The following is a 16,152-nucleotide window of genomic DNA, read 5'->3' on the forward strand; positions in this document are numbered from 1 at the left end:
CAGATAAAGTGACAAAAGGAGGTTGTTGACAAACCTATTTTGTCACTCCGCAACAGGCGGGGCGACTGCACCGATGGGCGCTCCGACGGCTCACGCCGTTACGACCCATTCGGCACATTTCCCCGCTTATCAACTTTGTCAGCAGTCTGCAAAAGGGCCATTACGGCCCTTTTTTACGGTTTAACCCCTGTTAACACGCCCCTGGCTCAACCGGCTAACTGATTTCAGGCTCTGGATCAGCTGCTGATTCGTGCTTCTCGGCGACCCGCTGTTTACTCTGAATGAGCTTCAGTGCCAGATAGAGATCCGGCACCAAAATCAGGTCATCGTCATGACTTTTCAGCCGATTAATACGGAACCAGCGGGTCAGTTCGGTGCGTCGCCCCGCCAATATCAACTTAATATTGCGCTGTTTCAGATCACGTTTAAGCTCATCGATCGCCGCCAGAACACTGATGTCGGCATAGGTGAAACTGGCCACCGCATCAATGACCACCCAATCCGCCGGATGAGGGGTGCTATCGACCAAATTTAGAATACGCCGCTTAAAATAGGCCACGTTAAAATAGGTCAGTGGTGAGTTAAAACGATAAATCATCACCCCAGGCACAGGTTTAATGCCATTTCCGCTGCGCATTGAATGAATCATACCATCGGCATTCACCCCTAATAGCTGCTCTGTCGGGCGGAATACGGTGCGTAAGAATTGTAATAAACCCAATAATACCGCTAAACCGATGCCACTAATTACCCCGACCAATACCACACTGACAAAGGTAAAAATCGCCAGATAGAAAGCCTGGGTATTACGTTTCCGCAACTGCCATAAACTGCGAAATCCCAGTAGTGACCAGGCGGCATAAATCAGCACGACACCCAGTGCCGCGATGGGAATAAATTGCAGTGGGCGGGTTAAAAACAGCAGCACCATCGCAATGACCAGCGCGGCAATAATCGACACCAGTTGGCTCTTACCATTATTAGCATCATTCACCGCAGTGCGGGTACTGGCACCACTGATAGCAAAACCTTGGGATAACGCGGAGACAATATTGCTAATACCCAAGGCGCGCAGTTCTACATCCGCATCCACCTCATAGCCATTTTTGGCGGCAAAGCTGCGGGCAGTCAGCATCATGCTAACAAAACTGACCACCGCAAGGTTCAGGGCCGGAATAACCATGTCGCGCAACAAACCCGGTTGGAAATCAGGCCAATGTACCATCGGCAGTCCGCCGTCAAATCCACCGACCACCGCGACGCCAAATTGCGCCATATTGGCAGCCCAGGAGACGAAGGTCGCGATAACAATCGCCAGCAACGGCGCAGGCCAGTTGGGTCGTAACCATTTGACGCCATACAGCACCACAAAAGTCAGCAGCGAAATGGCGACCGTGGGCAGATGACTGTTATACAAATTATGGGGGAGCGCCAAAACCCGCTCAATCAGTTGTGGCGGGCGGGTCATAAAACCAAAGACCTTACCCAACTGATCGACAATAATGGTAATCGCCACACCATTTAGTAAGCCGGTCAGGATGGGGCGCGATAATAGATCAGCCAATGCCCCCAGCTTGAAGCGGCTGGCCACCAGACACCATGTCCCCATCATTAGTGTCATCATGATGGTTAACTGCCAGTGAACCTCGCTGCTCCCTGCCGCCAGAGGGGCCACTACGGCGGCTATCACCGCACAAGTCGCGGCATCTGGCCCAACAATCAATTGCCGTGATGAACCAAAAAATGCGTACGCAATCATCGGCAAAATACATGAATATAAGCCGACAGCGGCACTGACACCGGTCAATTCGGCATAGGCAATGGCAATAGGAAGTGCCACTGCCGCCACGGATAACCCCGCCCTGAGATCGGGTTTGAGCCAGTCACGTTCATAAGCCATTAATTGGGTCAAACCTGGCATCCATTGCCGAAGTGATTTTCTCTGCATATTGACTCCATCAACCCTTAACCCAATATTTATTACTTATCATGCTGGGTAAATGCATCACTAGCAATATGCGGACAATAACTGTTACTTGTTTATCGTAAGTTTCTGCAAATTCCGCTGGCAGAGCGCGCATTCCGGCAGATAATTAAGGATAATAGCGTTTTACCGCTAGTACCCTCACCTCACTGAATCCGGTATAGTCGGGCGGTGTACAAATGATGGATTGATTCATGAAGCAACTTTTAGATTTTCTCCCATTGGTCGTATTTTTCGTTTTCTACAAGATGTATGACATTTTTGTCGCCTCAGGGGCATTGATTGTCGCAACACTATTGGCGCTGGCCTTTACCTGGCTAAAATTCCGCAAGGTAGAGAAGATGACGCTAATCACCGCCGCAATGGTGTTGGTATTTGGCACCTTGACGCTGGCATTCCACAGCGACCTATTCATTAAATGGAAAGTGACGGTGCTGTATGCGCTGTTTGCCGTCGCCTTGTTGGTAAGCCAATGGTTTATGAACAAACCATTGATTCAGCGGATGCTCGGTAAAGAGCTGACACTGCCTGATGCGGTCTGGTCAACACTCAATATGGCATGGGCACTCTTCTTCCTGGCCTGTGGCCTGCTGAACATCTATGTGGCGTTCTGGTTACCACAAGATATCTGGGTGAACTTTAAAGTGTTTGGCTTAACCGCGCTGACTCTGGTATTCACCCTTATCAGTGGCGTTTATATCTATCGGCATATGCCGGAAGAGCAGAAAAAGTCATAATTTCAAATAACAAATAGCTAAAGTCATTGGCGTTGCCGGGGGTAAATAGTCTCGCCGCGCCAATGACTCAGGTTAACAAGCAGGCAGAGATGACTCAGGAACAACTATCACCTCGCGGTGAGCAATCATTACCTAACGGTGAATTAGTACTTCGCACCCTTGCTATGCCCGCAGATACCAATGCCAATGGCGATATCTTCGGTGGCTGGTTAATGTCGCAAATGGACATTGGTGGTGCCATTCAGGCCAAAGAGATAGCACATGGCCGCGTTGTCACAGTAAGAGTTGATGGCATGACTTTCCTCAAACCGGTCGCGGTGGGTGATGTGGTCTGTTGCTATGCGCGCTGTATTAAAACCGGCCGTAGCTCCATTACTATCAATATTGAAGTCTGGGTGAAAAAGGTCTCTTCCGAGCCAATTGGTCAGCGCTATCGCGCCACAGAAGCGGTGTTTACCTATGTGGCCGTGGATGATGCAGGTAAAGCCCGTGGGCTGCCTGATGGCCGAGGGAATTTTGAGGTTGGCGCCACCCAATAGCGGCAAAGCAAAGAGTAGTGATGTCAGAAGGGTCGCCCTAACAGCGACCCTTCTGCTTTTATAACCGAGTATACCTGATGACCGAATATGGCTGGTGACCGAGTATCTTGTGGTCGGTTAATCCATCTCCATATTGCCACCAATCTTAAAGACGATGGTGGTGACATAATCTTTGGCAGCAACCGCTTCAAAGCGCCATTTGCGCATCACTTGCTTCACTTCGCGCTCAAAGGTATTACGCGGAGTGGCTTCCAGAATACGCACATTGGTGACACGGCCATCTGAGTCAATGTCATACTGGACTTTCACCTGCCCTTCGACCCCTAACGCCAGCGCTCTTGCTGGATAGGTGGGCTTCGCCTTGCTCAATGCTTTTGGCCCGGCGGTGGTAGAGGCCCCCGGTGCTGCGGCTTTCGGGGCCGATTTTACCGGTGCATTATTAGCCACCAAAGCTGGCTCATCCGACTTAAATGGCTGGTCGTCCGGCGGTGCTTCTGTTCTCTTCACTTCCGGCTTTTTAACCTCTTTTTTCACCGGTTTTGGCTTAGGTTTCGGTTTTGGTTTTACCGGTTCAGGAATGGGCACCGGAACAGGTTCTGGCAGCACTTCAGGTTCAGGTGGTGCTTCTTCAACCGGTTCAGGTTCAGGCTCGGCCTGTGGCTCTGCCGCCGCAGGTTGGGGTGCAGCAAAGGCAGCAATATTGACCATAGTCACCGCAATGGGTGCATCCTCTATTTCCGGCTGTACACTCATTTGATCTACCGAAACATAGAGTAATGCCGCAACCACACTGCCATGTAACCCGACTGAAAATGCGATAGGCCACGTAAGCCGTCGACCCAGGAAAAATTTATTTAGCTGCATAATAATTGAGTATCCTCTAATGCAGCTAAGTTTAAATGCAAATAGCAATCATATTCAATACGCAACAGCAAACAATCTTACCCCTAAACCTTAAATGGTGCTTTAAACGACGATAGCAACGAAATAACACTTTCTGTTTACCGTCAGTTATCATTTTATTTCATCATTAACCCTCGCGGTACTCACCTGCCCGTCGGCAATATCACCCATTTAGCACTTGATTGAATTTATCGATTGAACATGCTGTTATGGAGCGCTAAATAGCTGGCTGGGATGCCCCTATCGCCAACCCCATTGAAAGCTGGCGTATAACGAGTATATAAATTTGAAAGGTGAAACATGCTGTATGTAATCTTTGCCACTGATCTCCCTGATTCACTTGAGAAGCGTTTATCCGTGCGCCCTGCTCATTTAGCGCGTTTACAGGCATTACAGGATCAAGGGCGTCTACTGACTGCCGGCCCTAATCCGGCCATCGACAGCGCCGACCCCGGTGCTGCTGGATTCACCGGTTCTACCGTGATAGCCGAGTTTGCCTCACAACACGAGGCCGAAACCTGGGCCGAGCAAGAACCTTATGTCGCCGCAGGGGTTTACCAATCGGTGATAGTCAAACCCTATAAGCGCGTATTCTGAGTCATCCTCGTCTCTAAGGGCCGCTAACTCCCCAGCGGCCCTATCCCGCCAGGCGATTACATCTCTTTAATCATCTTTACTTATCATTACTGAGAATCAGTGTCTAATCTGATATCACTTTTTGTAGCGTGACCTTGAGTCATTTTGTTAAATACGGAGATGAAGACTATGCAGTGTCCAGTATGCAAAGATACCCAACTGGTGATGTCTGAACGTAAAAGTATTGAGATTGATTATTGCCCAAACTGTCGGGGTGTCTGGCTAGATCGTGGGGAACTCGATAAAATCATCGAAAAATCAGTTGAGAGCACACCAGCTCCGGCGGCTGCCGCCCCTTACGCCGATAACAGTGACCGCGATCATCACGGCTATTCAAAATCCAAGCCCTACAAGAAGAGAAGTTTTCTGTCAGATCTGTTTGACTAACCTCTCACCGACATCATAGATGCTGCATTAATCAGTACGCCTGAACCCAGGCGTACTTTTATCATTGCGCCTTATTGATACCTGCGCCTGCCCCTATCAAAGCGCTAAACTTTGTAGTGCTTCAACCAGTGCTCTTCGCAGGCATCAACGGCTTTATCCAGCATGTGCGCCGGTGATTTTAATATCATATGATCTTTTCTTACCCAGACAGGATAAGTGTGCTTGCCAGCAGCAATGACTTGTTCAGCATAAATAGCGGCGTGGTAGATCAGCTCAGACTCTTCACAATAAATTTCGTACTTATAAAGCGCGGTGCTGACTTTCAAATCCCCGAAGAATACGGTTTTAGCTAATTTATATTGAGACATGAACGATAAGCCTTTGCTGTAATAGGGATGATATCATCCGCCGAACCGCGTTATATAACTGTGATATTCGCAGCAAAAGCCCCCTAAGCTCATGTCCTATGAGCAAAAATTCAGATTTACTCTAGTGGTAACCGATGAACATCACTCAGCGGCAATGAATTAAATAAGTAACCTTGCATTGCATCAACGCCGATATCGGCTAATTGGATAAACTGCTGGCGAGTCTCTACCCCCTCGACTATCACGCACTGGCAATGATCACGCAGTCGCGTGACAAGATTTTCGAACGTGACACTCCCCGCCCATTGCCAATAAAATTGCTTATCCACTTTAACGCACTCAAAGAAGCCACTGGAGACCGCCGCCAGGTGAGAATTACCACTGCCAAAATCGTCTAACCATAATGCGTATCGTTCAGCCAACTTACTTAATAGTGTATTCTTCGGCCCCTCACTGAGATTGGGAAAACTCTCCATTATCTCTAGCCGGATAAAGGGCATCGATCCTAACAACGAGATGATCTGCTTGTCGTCCAGCACAGCCTGTGCCATATCAAAATCTATATTTATCGAGAGTATTATTTGGTGATCAATAAACCATCGCTGGTGAATGGTGACCGCGAATAATTGGTCACATAACAATTTAGTCTTCATCTGAGCATTAAGTTGATGCAGAAAACGCTCAGTATAAATGGGCGATTTAAAAGAGGTTGTCGTAAACCGACTCAATAACTCAACAGCAAATAACTTACCATTTTGCCTGTAAACAGGCTCACAGATAAAAGAGCAATCGACTGCAATGTCTAGCCTGCTATCCACAGTAAAATCCTTTTATTTAATCAGGATAGCAGTATTGATCAATTGATAAAATTGATCAATTTTTTATTATTGATCACTAAAATCGATGAAAAGTGCTAACCAAAAAAACAGAAATTAAAATCAACCCATTGATAGATAGGAAATATTACTTAAACACGACGATTAACAAACTTATAATTGCATAATTATATATTTTACTGAGGGGAATGGCCGCTTCGAACAACCAAACAGTAACACCCCTGAAACTGAACGATCAGAACGAAGCGGCCTAATATAGAGAGTAGCGCGATGTCATTCTTATGTGAAATAAACTGATAATCTACTATGTTGCACCATTTATTATTAATAGCGACATAGGAATTGTCGTATTTTTCTAATTTAGGATAGGTGTGTTTTTTCTGCGAAAAAGTTCGCCATTTAAAGTGGAAAATATCATCACTGAATCCAAAGCTGGCAACGTTCTATTTACAAGAACAGCTAAAGTGACCTGACAATGAAAAAGACTATAGGGTCAACCGGGGGGCGAAAAGCGATTAAGCCTCTGGTGTTTATCCTGAATAAAACAAAAACAGCCTCATAAAGAGACTGTTTTTATTACCACCTCAGCGCATCACCACTCATAAGCAACCGTGAACAATAGCGACCTGCGATGCTGGTGTTCATTGCGCTGTCTAATGCTGTAGATATGACGATAACGCCGTGATTGCCCTTCAAGCCAGCGACTTCTTCGACGCTGATTTTGCCGCAGCATACGCCAGCGACCCACCTCATTTTTACTCCGTCTCATGAAACAACTCTTCCATAGCTGAGAACTGGGCTATTATAAACCTTTCATCTCCTCAGCCAAGTCGCTGTTGGGTGAAATCCTCTATTTAGCGTAAATGGCCTATTTCTCTTCACCTGGATAGCCCCATAGGTGGTCTAAAAATAGCCAAATGCACCGCTCAATTATTTTATTACCCATTGCAAGTCCTTTAGGTTAAAAGATTTTATCCAGCAATATCTCTGCTTAAAGGTTTCGCCTTTGCCATACTGTGCGTACACTCTTTATTGACCGTTTGTGAACAGGACTTCCGCCCTCATGACAACATTTTATACCGTGATCAGCTGGCTCTCAGTTTTTGGCTATTGGTTGCTCATTGCCGGGGTAACCTTGCGTATTCTCATGAAGCGCAGAACCGTTCCTTCGGCCATGGCATGGCTGCTTGTTATCTATATTCTGCCGTTGGTCGGAATAATCGCATACCTCTCGTTTGGGGAGCTTCATCTTGGTAAACGCCGTGCCGAACGAGCGAAAGCAATGTGGCCCTCTACCGCGCGTTGGCTGAGTGAACTGAAGGACTGCCAACACATTTTTGCCACTTCCAATAGCGAAGTCGCCACGCCACTATTTCAACTCTGCGAGCGCCGCCAGGGCATCAGTGGCGTTAAAGGCAATCAACTACAGCTATTGACCACCACTGATGACACCTTAAAAGCGCTGGTACGTGACATTGAATTAGCCCGCCACAACATAGAGATGGTGTTTTATATCTGGCAACCCGGCGGCCTGGTTGATCAGGTTGCCGAATCCTTAATGTCCGCAGCCCGCCGTGGGGTCCATTGCCGATTGATGCTCGACTCTGCCGGTAGCCAGCAATTCTTCCGCACCCCATATCCCGCCATGATGCGCAATGCCGGGATTGAGGTGGTCGAAGCGCTCAAAGTGAATGTATTTCGTGTCTTTCTGCGCCGCATGGATTTACGCCAGCATCGCAAAATCGTCCTGATTGATAACTATGTGGCCTATACCGGCAGCATGAATATGGTTGATCCACGCTTCTTCAAGCAAGATGCCGGGGTGGGCCAGTGGATTGACATGATGGCGCGGATGGAAGGCCCGGTGGCAACCACCATGGGCATCGTGTATGCCTGTGACTGGGAGATTGAGACCGGTAAACGTATTTTGCCGCCCCCACCGGATAACCCGATTATGCCGTTTGAAGAGGAGAGCGGCCATACCATTCAGGTTATCGCCTCCGGCCCCGGCTTCCCTGAAGAGATGATTCATCAGGCACTGTTAACGGCCGTGTATGCGGCTCGCGAACAGTTAATCATGACCACCCCCTATTTTGTGCCGAGCGATGACTTGCTGCATGCTATCTGTACCGCCGCACAGCGTGGTGTCGATGTCAGTATTATCGTGCCGCGAGAAAATGACTCGATGATGGTCCGCTGGGCAAGCAGAGCTTTCTTTTCGGAATTACTGGATGCTGGGGTCAAAATTTACCAGTTTGAAGGCGGACTGTTGCACAGCAAGAGTGTGCTGGTCGATGGTCAACTGAGCCTGGTGGGAACCGTCAATTTGGATATGCGCAGCTTATGGCTGAACTTTGAAGTCACACTGGTCATTGACGATGACGGCTTTGGTGCTGATTTAGCGCAAGTGCAAGACGACTATATTGCCCGCTCGGTGTTATTAGATGGCGAGCTGTGGAATAAGCGCCCTCTCTGGCACCGTGTCACTGAGCGACTATTCTACTTCTTCAGCCCACTATTATAAAACGTCAAGCCGTTCATGGCGGCTTAATGAAGATGCTCTGAGTTATCGCCGTCAAACCGCATAATAATTGTAAAAGCGGCCTTGGGAGTGTTTTAATGAGCGCAATCTGCCAATGATAAATGGGAAGCTGCACATGGACCAGAATGCACCAGAGCCAAGCTCAATGGATCTTAATAACCGCCTGACTGAAGATGAAACACTGGAACAGGCCTACGATATTTTTCTCGAGCTGGCGGGTGATAATCTCGACCCAGCTGATATTTTATTGTTTAACCTTCAGTTTGAAGAGCGCGGCGGCGCCGAGCTGTTTGACCCCGCAGAAGATTGGCAGGAACATGTCGATTTTGATTTGAACCCTGACTTTTTCGCCGAAGTGGTTATTGGGCTGGCGGACAGTGATGGCGAAGAGATTAACGATATCTTTGCCCGTGTTCTCTTATGCCGCGAAAAAGACCATAAGCTGTGCCATATTTTGTGGAAAGAGTAATCACACCAGCACAATGGTTGCTCTATTGAGTCATAGGTTTTTATAGCGTCAGCATGTTATAAAACCATAAGTTTATAAAGTCATAAAGAGTAAAAAACTCCCCGTCATCTATTTGGCGGGGAGTTTTTTTTTATTGGGTAATGACAGCCGGCATCACCCCTTTATAGCGGATCAACTTTCAGACAAGAGACTGCATGACGGAAACTACCTTCCAGCAATGGGCGGGTTTTCGCACATTCTGGCCCGGCAATGGGGCAGCGAGTCCGAAACACACAACCCGATGGCGGGTTAATCGGCGAAGGCAACTCCCCCTCCAGCAACTGAATAACTTTCGCCCTCTCCTTATCTGGATCAGGAATGGGCACTGCCGACATCAGCGCCTTGGTATAAGGGTGCTGCGGATTATGATACACCTCATCATAAGTGCCCAACTCAACAGCATGACCGAGATACATCACCAAAACGCGATCAGAGATATGTTTTACCACCGCCAAATCATGGGCAATAAAAATCAGTGATAATCCCATTTCGCGCTGCAATTGCTGCAACAAGTTCACCACTTGCGCCTGAATTGACACATCCAGCGCAGAGACCGGCTCATCACAAATCACCAGCTTCGGCTCAAGAATCAACGCGCGGGCAATACCAATACGTTGACACTGACCCCCAGAAAACTCATGGGGATAGCGGTTGATTAAGTTTGGCAACAAGCCAACCTTCAGCATCATCGTTTTGACTTTATCTTTGACCTCTTGGCGCGGCATTTTGGGATGGTAAGTCCGCAGTGGCTCAGCAATGATTTCGCCAATCGTCATGCGCGGATTCAGTGATGCCAATGGGTCTTGGAATATCATCTGAATATCACTGCGGATGTCGCGCCACTCGGTCGCATTCATGTTAAGTAAATCTTTACCTAACCATGCCACACTGCCGCCAGTTGCTTTCACCAAGCCAATAATGGCGCGCGCAAAAGTCGATTTACCACAACCTGACTCACCCACCACACCGAGAGTTTCACCTTCATACAGACGCAGTGTCACGCCATCAACGGCTTTCAATGTTTTTGCGGGTTGCCAGAACCACTGCTTACCGTCCTGAATATCAAAATGAACTTTCAGGTCGGCCACCTCCAACAAAACTCTCTTCTCTGTCATGGCACTCATACCAACTCCCCTACTGGCTTGTAGCAGGCGCGTAAACGGCCTTCACCAAAATGCTCCAATGCGGGTGCCGTAGCGCAGCGATCCATGGCATATTGGCAACGGGGCTGGAACGGACACCCTTTCGGCAAGCGCAGTAAATTCGGCGGATTACCCGGTATCGTCATCAAAGCATCGCCTTCGGCATCCAGACGAGGAACCGCATTCAGCAGACCAATAGAATAAGGGTGGCTTGGGTGATAAAACAGATCGCGGGCCTGACCATACTCCATCGTTCGCCCTGCATACATCACCAAAACTTTATTACAGATACCGGCAACCACCCCCAAATCATGGGTGATCATGATGATCGCGGTATTGAACTCACGCTTTAGTTCATTCAGCAAAGTCATGATTTGAGCCTGAACTGTAACGTCCAGTGCGGTGGTAGGTTCATCAGCAATCAATAACTTAGGCCGACACAGCAGCGCCATCGCAATCATCACCCGCTGGCGCATACCGCCAGAGAATTCATGTGGATACATGCGCATACGTTTACGTGCTTCCGGCATTTTTACCGCATCCAACATGCGGATTGACTCCTCGAACGCTTCACTTTTACTCATCTTTTTATGCAGTTGCAGCACTTCCATTAGCTGCTCCCCCACCCGCATATAAGGATTCAGTGAGGTCATTGGGTCCTGGAAAATCATCGAGATCTCTTCGGCCCGCAAACGGTTCAACTGTTTCTCTGGCAGATTTAAGATCTCCCGGCCATTAAACTTCGCCGAGCCGCCTATCCGGCCATTACTGGCGAGCAGCCCCATCAAGGCAAAAGCTGTTTGCGATTTGCCAGAACCGGATTCGCCCACAATGCCTAATGTTTCCCCGGCACGTAGATCAAAATTGAGTGCATTGACGGCAGTCACATCACCATCCGGGGTACCAAAGGTCACGGTGAGATCTTTTACATCCAACAGAACTTTTTGTTCCAACAACGCAGATTGCTGAACAGCAGAGTGATTATCAATAGTCGTCATGGTGCTACTCCTCAGCGATCTTTCGGGTCGAGGGCATCACGCAAGCCATCGCCGATAAAGTTAAAACAGAACAGAGTCACGACCAGAAATCCGGCAGGAAACATCAGTAACCATGGGGAGACCTCCATTGAGTTGGCACCATCACTCAACAATGCCCCCCAACTACTGAGTGGCTCTTGTGTGCCTAAACCGAGGAAACTCAGGAAAGATTCAAACAAAATCATGCTGGGAACCAGCAAAGAAGCATACACCACCACCACGCCCAAAACGTTCGGGACGATATGACGCAAGACGATATTACGCGTGGAAACACCCCCCACTAGTGCCGCTTCAATAAACTCCTTCCGCTTCAGGCTTAATGTCTGCCCACGAACAATACGCGCCATATCTAGCCAGGAGACCATACCGATCGCCACGAATATCAGTAGAATATTCTGACCGAAGAAGGTCACCAGCAGAATAACGAAAAACATAAACGGAAATGAGTTCAGGATCTCCAGCAAGCGCATCATCAGGGAGTCAACTTTCCCCCCCAAATAGCCCGATAACGATCCATATAGTGTGCCGACAACCACAGCAACCAGTGCCGCAGCCACCCCCACCATCAATGAGATTCGACCACCAATAGCGACACGAACCAGCAGATCACGGCCAGAGGAGTCGGTGCCGAAATAGTGCCCGGACTCAAGATCAGGAGCCGCTGACATCATGCCCCAGTCAGTATCCGAATAGCTAAACTGCGCTAACAGCGGGGCAAAAATCACAAACAGAGTAATCAACATCAGGATCACCAAACTGGTGATCGCCGCGCGGTTATGAATAAAGCGGCGGCGGGCATCCTGCCAAAGGCTGCGCCCTTCCACTTCCAGCTTTTCACTGAAAACTTCCAGAGCTTCGCTATTTTTCTTGCTCAACATAATTGGCGTGCTCCAGTGCTAGTAACGGATTTTCGGATCGATAACGGCATAGAGCACATCCACGATCGCATTGAATAAAATGGTTAAAGCGCCGACCAAAATGGTCAAACTCAAGACCAGAGAGTAATCGCGGTTTAACGCTCCGTTAACAAACAGCTGGCCTATCCCCGGCAAACCGAAAATAGTTTCAATCACCATTGAACCGGTAATAATGCCAACAAACGCAGGCCCCATATAGGATAAAACGGGCAGCAGTGCCGGTTTTAGCGCATGGCGTAAAACGATAGTGCGCAGCGGTAAACCTTTCGCGCGCGCGGTGCGAATAAAGTTGGAGTGAAGCACCTCAATCATTGAACCACGGGTAATACGCGCAATACTGGCAATATAGGCCAATGACAACGCCACCATTGGTAAAATAATATACTGCGGCGCTCCGCCGTTCCAACCACCGCCCGGTAGCCATTTCAATATAATGGCAAAAACCAGAACTAATAGCGGTGCCACCACAAAACTCGGGATCACCACTCCCGTCATGGCAAACCCCATGACGGTATAGTCCCACTTGGTATTTTGGTTTAACGCCGCAATCACGCCAGCACTAACACCCAATACGACGGCGAGCAAGAATGCAGCAAATCCGAGTTTAGCTGAAACAGGAAACGAGGCGGAAACCAACTCGTTCACCGTGTAGTCTTTATATTTAAATGAAGGCCCGAGATCACCTTGTGCCAGTTGACCCAAATAATTGAAATATTGCTTATAAACAGGGTCGTTGAGGTGATATTTCGCCTCAATATTAGCCATCACTTCGGGTGGAAGATTACGCTCACCGGTAAATGGACTACCAGGGGCGAGACGCATCATAAAGAATGAGATGGTTATCAAAATGAATAGTGTCGGAATCGCTTCCAGACAGCGGCGTAGAATAAATTTTAACATTGCCTGTACCTTTAGCCTCTTACTGCAAATACCATCAAGCAATCAGGGCAGCACGCCAGTTAAGCGGCTGCCCCAAAGATATTAATGCTTGATAATATAAAGATCTTTAACGTGCATATTATCCAGCGGATCTTTACCGGTATAACCACCGACATAAGGTTTCACTAAACGGGCATTCACGTAATAGAACAGTGGCACAATAGCAGAATCTTTATCCAGCAATACCTCTGCTTGTTGGTACAAACCAGCACGCTCTTTTTCAGATTTAACTTTCAGCGTATCTTGTATCAGCTTATCAAACGCCGGGCTTTTATAATGCACAGTATTATTACTGCTGTCAGAGAGCATCATGTTCAGGAATGAAGAGGGTTCATTGTAGTCAGCACACCAGCCGGCACGGGCAACATCGAAAGTCCCTTGATGGCGAGTATCGAGGAAGGTTTTCCACTCCTGATTTTCCAATTTAACCTCAACACCCAGATTTTTCTTCCAGATCGATGCCGCAGCAATCGCCAGCTTCTTATGCAGGTCAGAGGTGTTATATAACAGGTTGAATGTCAATGGCTTATCTTTAGTGTAACCCGCTTCTGCCAGCAACTTCTTCGCCACTTCATTACGTTTTTCTTGTGTCCAGCTAAACCACTCTGGTGGCGTCAGTTCAGCACCACTGGTGTACGGCGGGGTGAAGCCATAAGCCGGTAAATCACCCTGATTTTTCACTTTGTTCACGATGATATCGCGATCCATACCCAGCTTCAGCGCTTCACGAACACGAGCATCGGTGAATGGTGCTTTTTGGTTATTGATTTCGTAGTAATAGGTGCACAGGTAGGGGTCAACATGAACTTCTTGTGGGATCTCTTTTTTCAGTTTCTGGAATAACTCGATCGGCATATTATTATAAGTCATGTCGATTTCACCGCTGCGATAGCGGTTAACGTCAGTCACTTCAGAAGAGATCGGCAGGTAAGTCACTTGATTAATCACTGTTTTCGCGTTGTCCCAATAAGTGGGGCTGCGCTCTAACACGATACGTTCGTTAACGACCCAGTCTTTCAGCTTATAGGCACCATTACCAACAAAGTTCTGTGGCTGAGTCCACTTCTCACCAAACTTCTCTACCACCGTTTTATTAACCGGAGACATAGATGGGTGAGCTAACAGTTTATCCAAATAAGGCACTGGCTCGGTCAGCGTGACTTCCAGAGTATGGTCATCCAACGCTTTTACACCCAAAGTATCAGGTGATTTTTTGCCGGTAATAATATCGTCGATATTCGCGATATGCGCATATTGAACATAGCTTGCATAAGGAGAAACCGTTTTAGGGTCCGCCAGGCGCTGCCAGCTATAAACAAAATCCTGTGCCGTTACAGGGTCACCATTTGACCATTTTGCATCTTTACGAAGATGGAAAGTCCAGACTTTAAAGTCTTTATTATCCCAGCTCTCTGCCGCACCCGGCAGGATCTTGCCGTTAGGATCATTAATCACCAACCCTTCCAACAAATCGCGTGAGATATTTGATTCTGGTACACCTTCAATTTTATGTGGGTCCAGTGACTGAGGTTCAGAACCATTATTACGGACTAAAACTTGTTTCTCCGCCAGTTGTACGCCAGCTGGCACATTAGCTGCAAAGGTATTGCCTACAGCCATCATACCCAAGGCAGCAACAATGCCTGCGGCCAGGAGACTTTTCTTCGTGATGTTGGTCATGCTTATATCCACTCCAGTTTTTATTATTGCATCGCCCAGTGACCGGGCAAGCTTCACCTTTAAAAGGTATTTTTAATTTACATCGTCCGGGGAACGAATCCGGCAATGTAACACCCCATATGTATTAGCATCAGGTTGAAAAGCATACTGTGCTATACATCCCTATTACTTGGCCTATCGGCCTATAGCCTTCTACTTTTATAGCCGTCATTATCCCAGTGAGTGGCAACAGCCGGAATAATATGGCCATTGGCATCATTACTCACCAGCCCCTCTAATAGATTCAGAGTAATATTAGTTTCAGGGTTACCTTCAACCTTATGCGGATCTAAAGAAGCCACTTCAGTACCATTATTAATGGTAATGCTCTGATCTATCGCTAATGTCTCACTGCCAGGAACGACTGCCGCGATTGATAGCGCTGAAAATGACAAACCCAGAATAGTGCTCATTATAGCCAGTGGTCGCTGCTTAAGCTTTATTTGCATTTCTAACCGCCCTTTTATGAGATTTGTGATGTTTTTCTCAAGGTTTGCATTAATCTGCCGCCCACAACGACTAGCAATAACTATTCCAGAAATCAAAATTACGGTTCAGTTTCGTTGAAAAAATAAGAAATGTCTCATCAGTGAGTTGACCGAAAACTAACAGATGCCGAAATCTGACGCCAATAATTTTTACAGAAATGTTAAGCAATTCTCTTTTCTACTGAATGACTAACGATAGTAGCTATCTGTATTTGCATGCTTACAAAACACTAATGAACTGTTTTTATTAACTTTAATTGATTTCCACTTTAGCTTTATGGCGAAAAAGAAGTCATAAATCTGGCTAAAGACACATAAAGTTAACATTTTCACTGTAGCCAGAATAAACCCCTACTCATGAGGGTGTAATCACTAATAACATCTAGCTAAATTCAGCACAAGCCCTACAGAATGATGTGAGCATTTTAACAACAAATAGCGTGGTAATTTTAATCGGCAGGATGGTTTGG

At 47.4% G+C, this 16,152-nt stretch carries 16 protein-coding genes and 1 pseudogene; 6 read left to right on the plus strand and 11 right to left on the minus strand.

Features of this window, described 5'->3' with window-relative positions:
* Positions 1-214: 214 nt before the first annotated feature.
* A complete protein-coding gene (locus tag FFE93_RS10745) occupies positions 215-1,948 on the minus strand; it encodes a SulP family inorganic anion transporter (RefSeq protein WP_032898555.1) in 1,734 nt (577 codons plus the stop codon).
* A 230-nt stretch (positions 1,949-2,178) separates the two neighbouring features.
* On the opposite strand from FFE93_RS10745, the gene FFE93_RS10750 reads away from it, so the two are divergent.
* Together FFE93_RS10750 and yciA are read left to right on the plus strand one after the other, a co-directional pair.
* Entirely contained in the window at positions 2,179-2,721 is a 543-nt protein-coding gene (locus FFE93_RS10750; protein WP_032898558.1) for a septation protein A, read from the plus strand.
* Between the two features lie 89 nt (positions 2,722-2,810).
* On the plus strand, positions 2,811-3,260 hold the full coding sequence (gene yciA, locus FFE93_RS10755; RefSeq protein ID WP_049600565.1) for an acyl-CoA thioester hydrolase YciA: 450 nt from the start codon (positions 2,811-2,813) through the stop codon (positions 3,258-3,260).
* A gap of 117 nt (positions 3,261-3,377) precedes the next feature.
* On the opposite strand, the gene tonB is transcribed toward yciA, so the two are convergent.
* Positions 3,378-4,124, minus strand: a complete 747-nt coding sequence (gene tonB, locus FFE93_RS10760) for a TonB system transport protein TonB (RefSeq protein WP_138775120.1) — start codon at positions 4,122-4,124, stop codon at positions 3,378-3,380.
* Between the two features lie 339 nt (positions 4,125-4,463).
* Between tonB and FFE93_RS10765 the strand changes: the two genes are divergently transcribed.
* Positions 4,464-4,760, plus strand: a complete 297-nt coding sequence (locus tag FFE93_RS10765; RefSeq protein WP_138775121.1) for a YciI family protein — start codon at positions 4,464-4,466, stop codon at positions 4,758-4,760.
* A gap of 168 nt (positions 4,761-4,928) precedes the next feature.
* Complete coding sequence (locus FFE93_RS10770) at positions 4,929-5,186, plus strand: zf-TFIIB domain-containing protein (protein ID WP_138775122.1); 258 nt, start codon at positions 4,929-4,931, stop codon at positions 5,184-5,186.
* Between the two features lie 104 nt (positions 5,187-5,290).
* Here the strand turns inward: FFE93_RS10770 and FFE93_RS10775 are convergent, their stop codons facing one another.
* The 3 genes from FFE93_RS10775 to FFE93_RS10785 form a co-directional block, all read right to left on the minus strand.
* A complete protein-coding gene (locus tag FFE93_RS10775) occupies positions 5,291-5,554 on the minus strand; it encodes a hypothetical protein (RefSeq protein ID WP_004875183.1) in 264 nt (87 codons plus the stop codon).
* Positions 5,555-5,670: 116 nt separating this feature from the next.
* The gene (locus FFE93_RS10780; RefSeq protein WP_005277505.1) at positions 5,671-6,372 is read right to left on the minus strand and encodes an EAL domain-containing protein; all 702 of its coding nucleotides are present in this window, start codon (positions 6,370-6,372) and stop codon (positions 5,671-5,673) included.
* Positions 6,373-6,982: 610 nt separating this feature from the next.
* Positions 6,983-7,159, minus strand: a complete 177-nt coding sequence (locus FFE93_RS10785) for a YciY family protein (RefSeq protein WP_071984843.1) — start codon at positions 7,157-7,159, stop codon at positions 6,983-6,985.
* Between the two features lie 294 nt (positions 7,160-7,453).
* Here FFE93_RS10785 and cls point away from each other — a divergent pair, with 294 nt between their 5' ends.
* Positions 7,454-8,914 carry a cardiolipin synthase gene (gene cls, locus FFE93_RS10790; RefSeq protein ID WP_005277507.1) on the plus strand — a complete coding sequence of 487 codons (1,461 nt, stop codon included), beginning with the start codon at positions 7,454-7,456 and terminating at the stop codon, positions 8,912-8,914.
* A gap of 163 nt (positions 8,915-9,077) precedes the next feature.
* Complete coding sequence (locus FFE93_RS10795) at positions 9,078-9,401, plus strand: HI1450 family dsDNA-mimic protein (RefSeq protein WP_032898566.1); 324 nt, start codon at positions 9,078-9,080, stop codon at positions 9,399-9,401.
* A gap of 161 nt (positions 9,402-9,562) precedes the next feature.
* Here FFE93_RS10795 and oppF read toward each other — a convergent pair whose 3' ends face one another.
* The 6 genes and pseudogenes from oppF to FFE93_RS10825 form a co-directional block, all read right to left on the minus strand.
* Positions 9,563-10,564: a murein tripeptide/oligopeptide ABC transporter ATP binding protein OppF gene (gene oppF, locus FFE93_RS10800; protein ID WP_032898559.1), complete on the minus strand. Its 1,002-nt coding sequence runs from the start codon at positions 10,562-10,564 to the stop codon at positions 9,563-9,565.
* Positions 10,561-11,580, minus strand: coding sequence for an ABC transporter ATP-binding protein (locus FFE93_RS10805; RefSeq protein WP_049600515.1), 1,020 nt, complete (start codon positions 11,578-11,580; stop codon positions 10,561-10,563). Before FFE93_RS10805 ends, oppF begins: the two co-directional genes overlap by 4 nt.
* Before the next feature lie 11 nt (positions 11,581-11,591).
* Entirely contained in the window at positions 11,592-12,500 is a 909-nt protein-coding gene (gene oppC / locus FFE93_RS10810) for an oligopeptide ABC transporter permease OppC (RefSeq protein WP_049600517.1), read from the minus strand.
* A 15-nt stretch (positions 12,501-12,515) separates the two neighbouring features.
* Complete coding sequence (gene oppB, locus FFE93_RS10815; RefSeq protein WP_005277516.1) at positions 12,516-13,436, minus strand: oligopeptide ABC transporter permease OppB; 921 nt, start codon at positions 13,434-13,436, stop codon at positions 12,516-12,518.
* Between the two features lie 81 nt (positions 13,437-13,517).
* Positions 13,518-15,155 carry an oligopeptide ABC transporter substrate-binding protein OppA gene (gene oppA, locus FFE93_RS10820; protein WP_057647586.1) on the minus strand — a complete coding sequence of 546 codons (1,638 nt, stop codon included), beginning with the start codon at positions 15,153-15,155 and terminating at the stop codon, positions 13,518-13,520.
* A gap of 197 nt (positions 15,156-15,352) precedes the next feature.
* Positions 15,353-15,643, minus strand: a pseudogene (locus tag FFE93_RS10825) (oligopeptide ABC transporter substrate-binding protein OppA); the annotation flags it as partial.
* Positions 15,644-16,152: the final 509 nt, after the last annotated feature.

Source organism: Yersinia sp. KBS0713, assembly GCF_005937895.2.
Classification (GTDB): domain Bacteria; phylum Pseudomonadota; class Gammaproteobacteria; order Enterobacterales; family Enterobacteriaceae; genus Yersinia; species Yersinia bercovieri.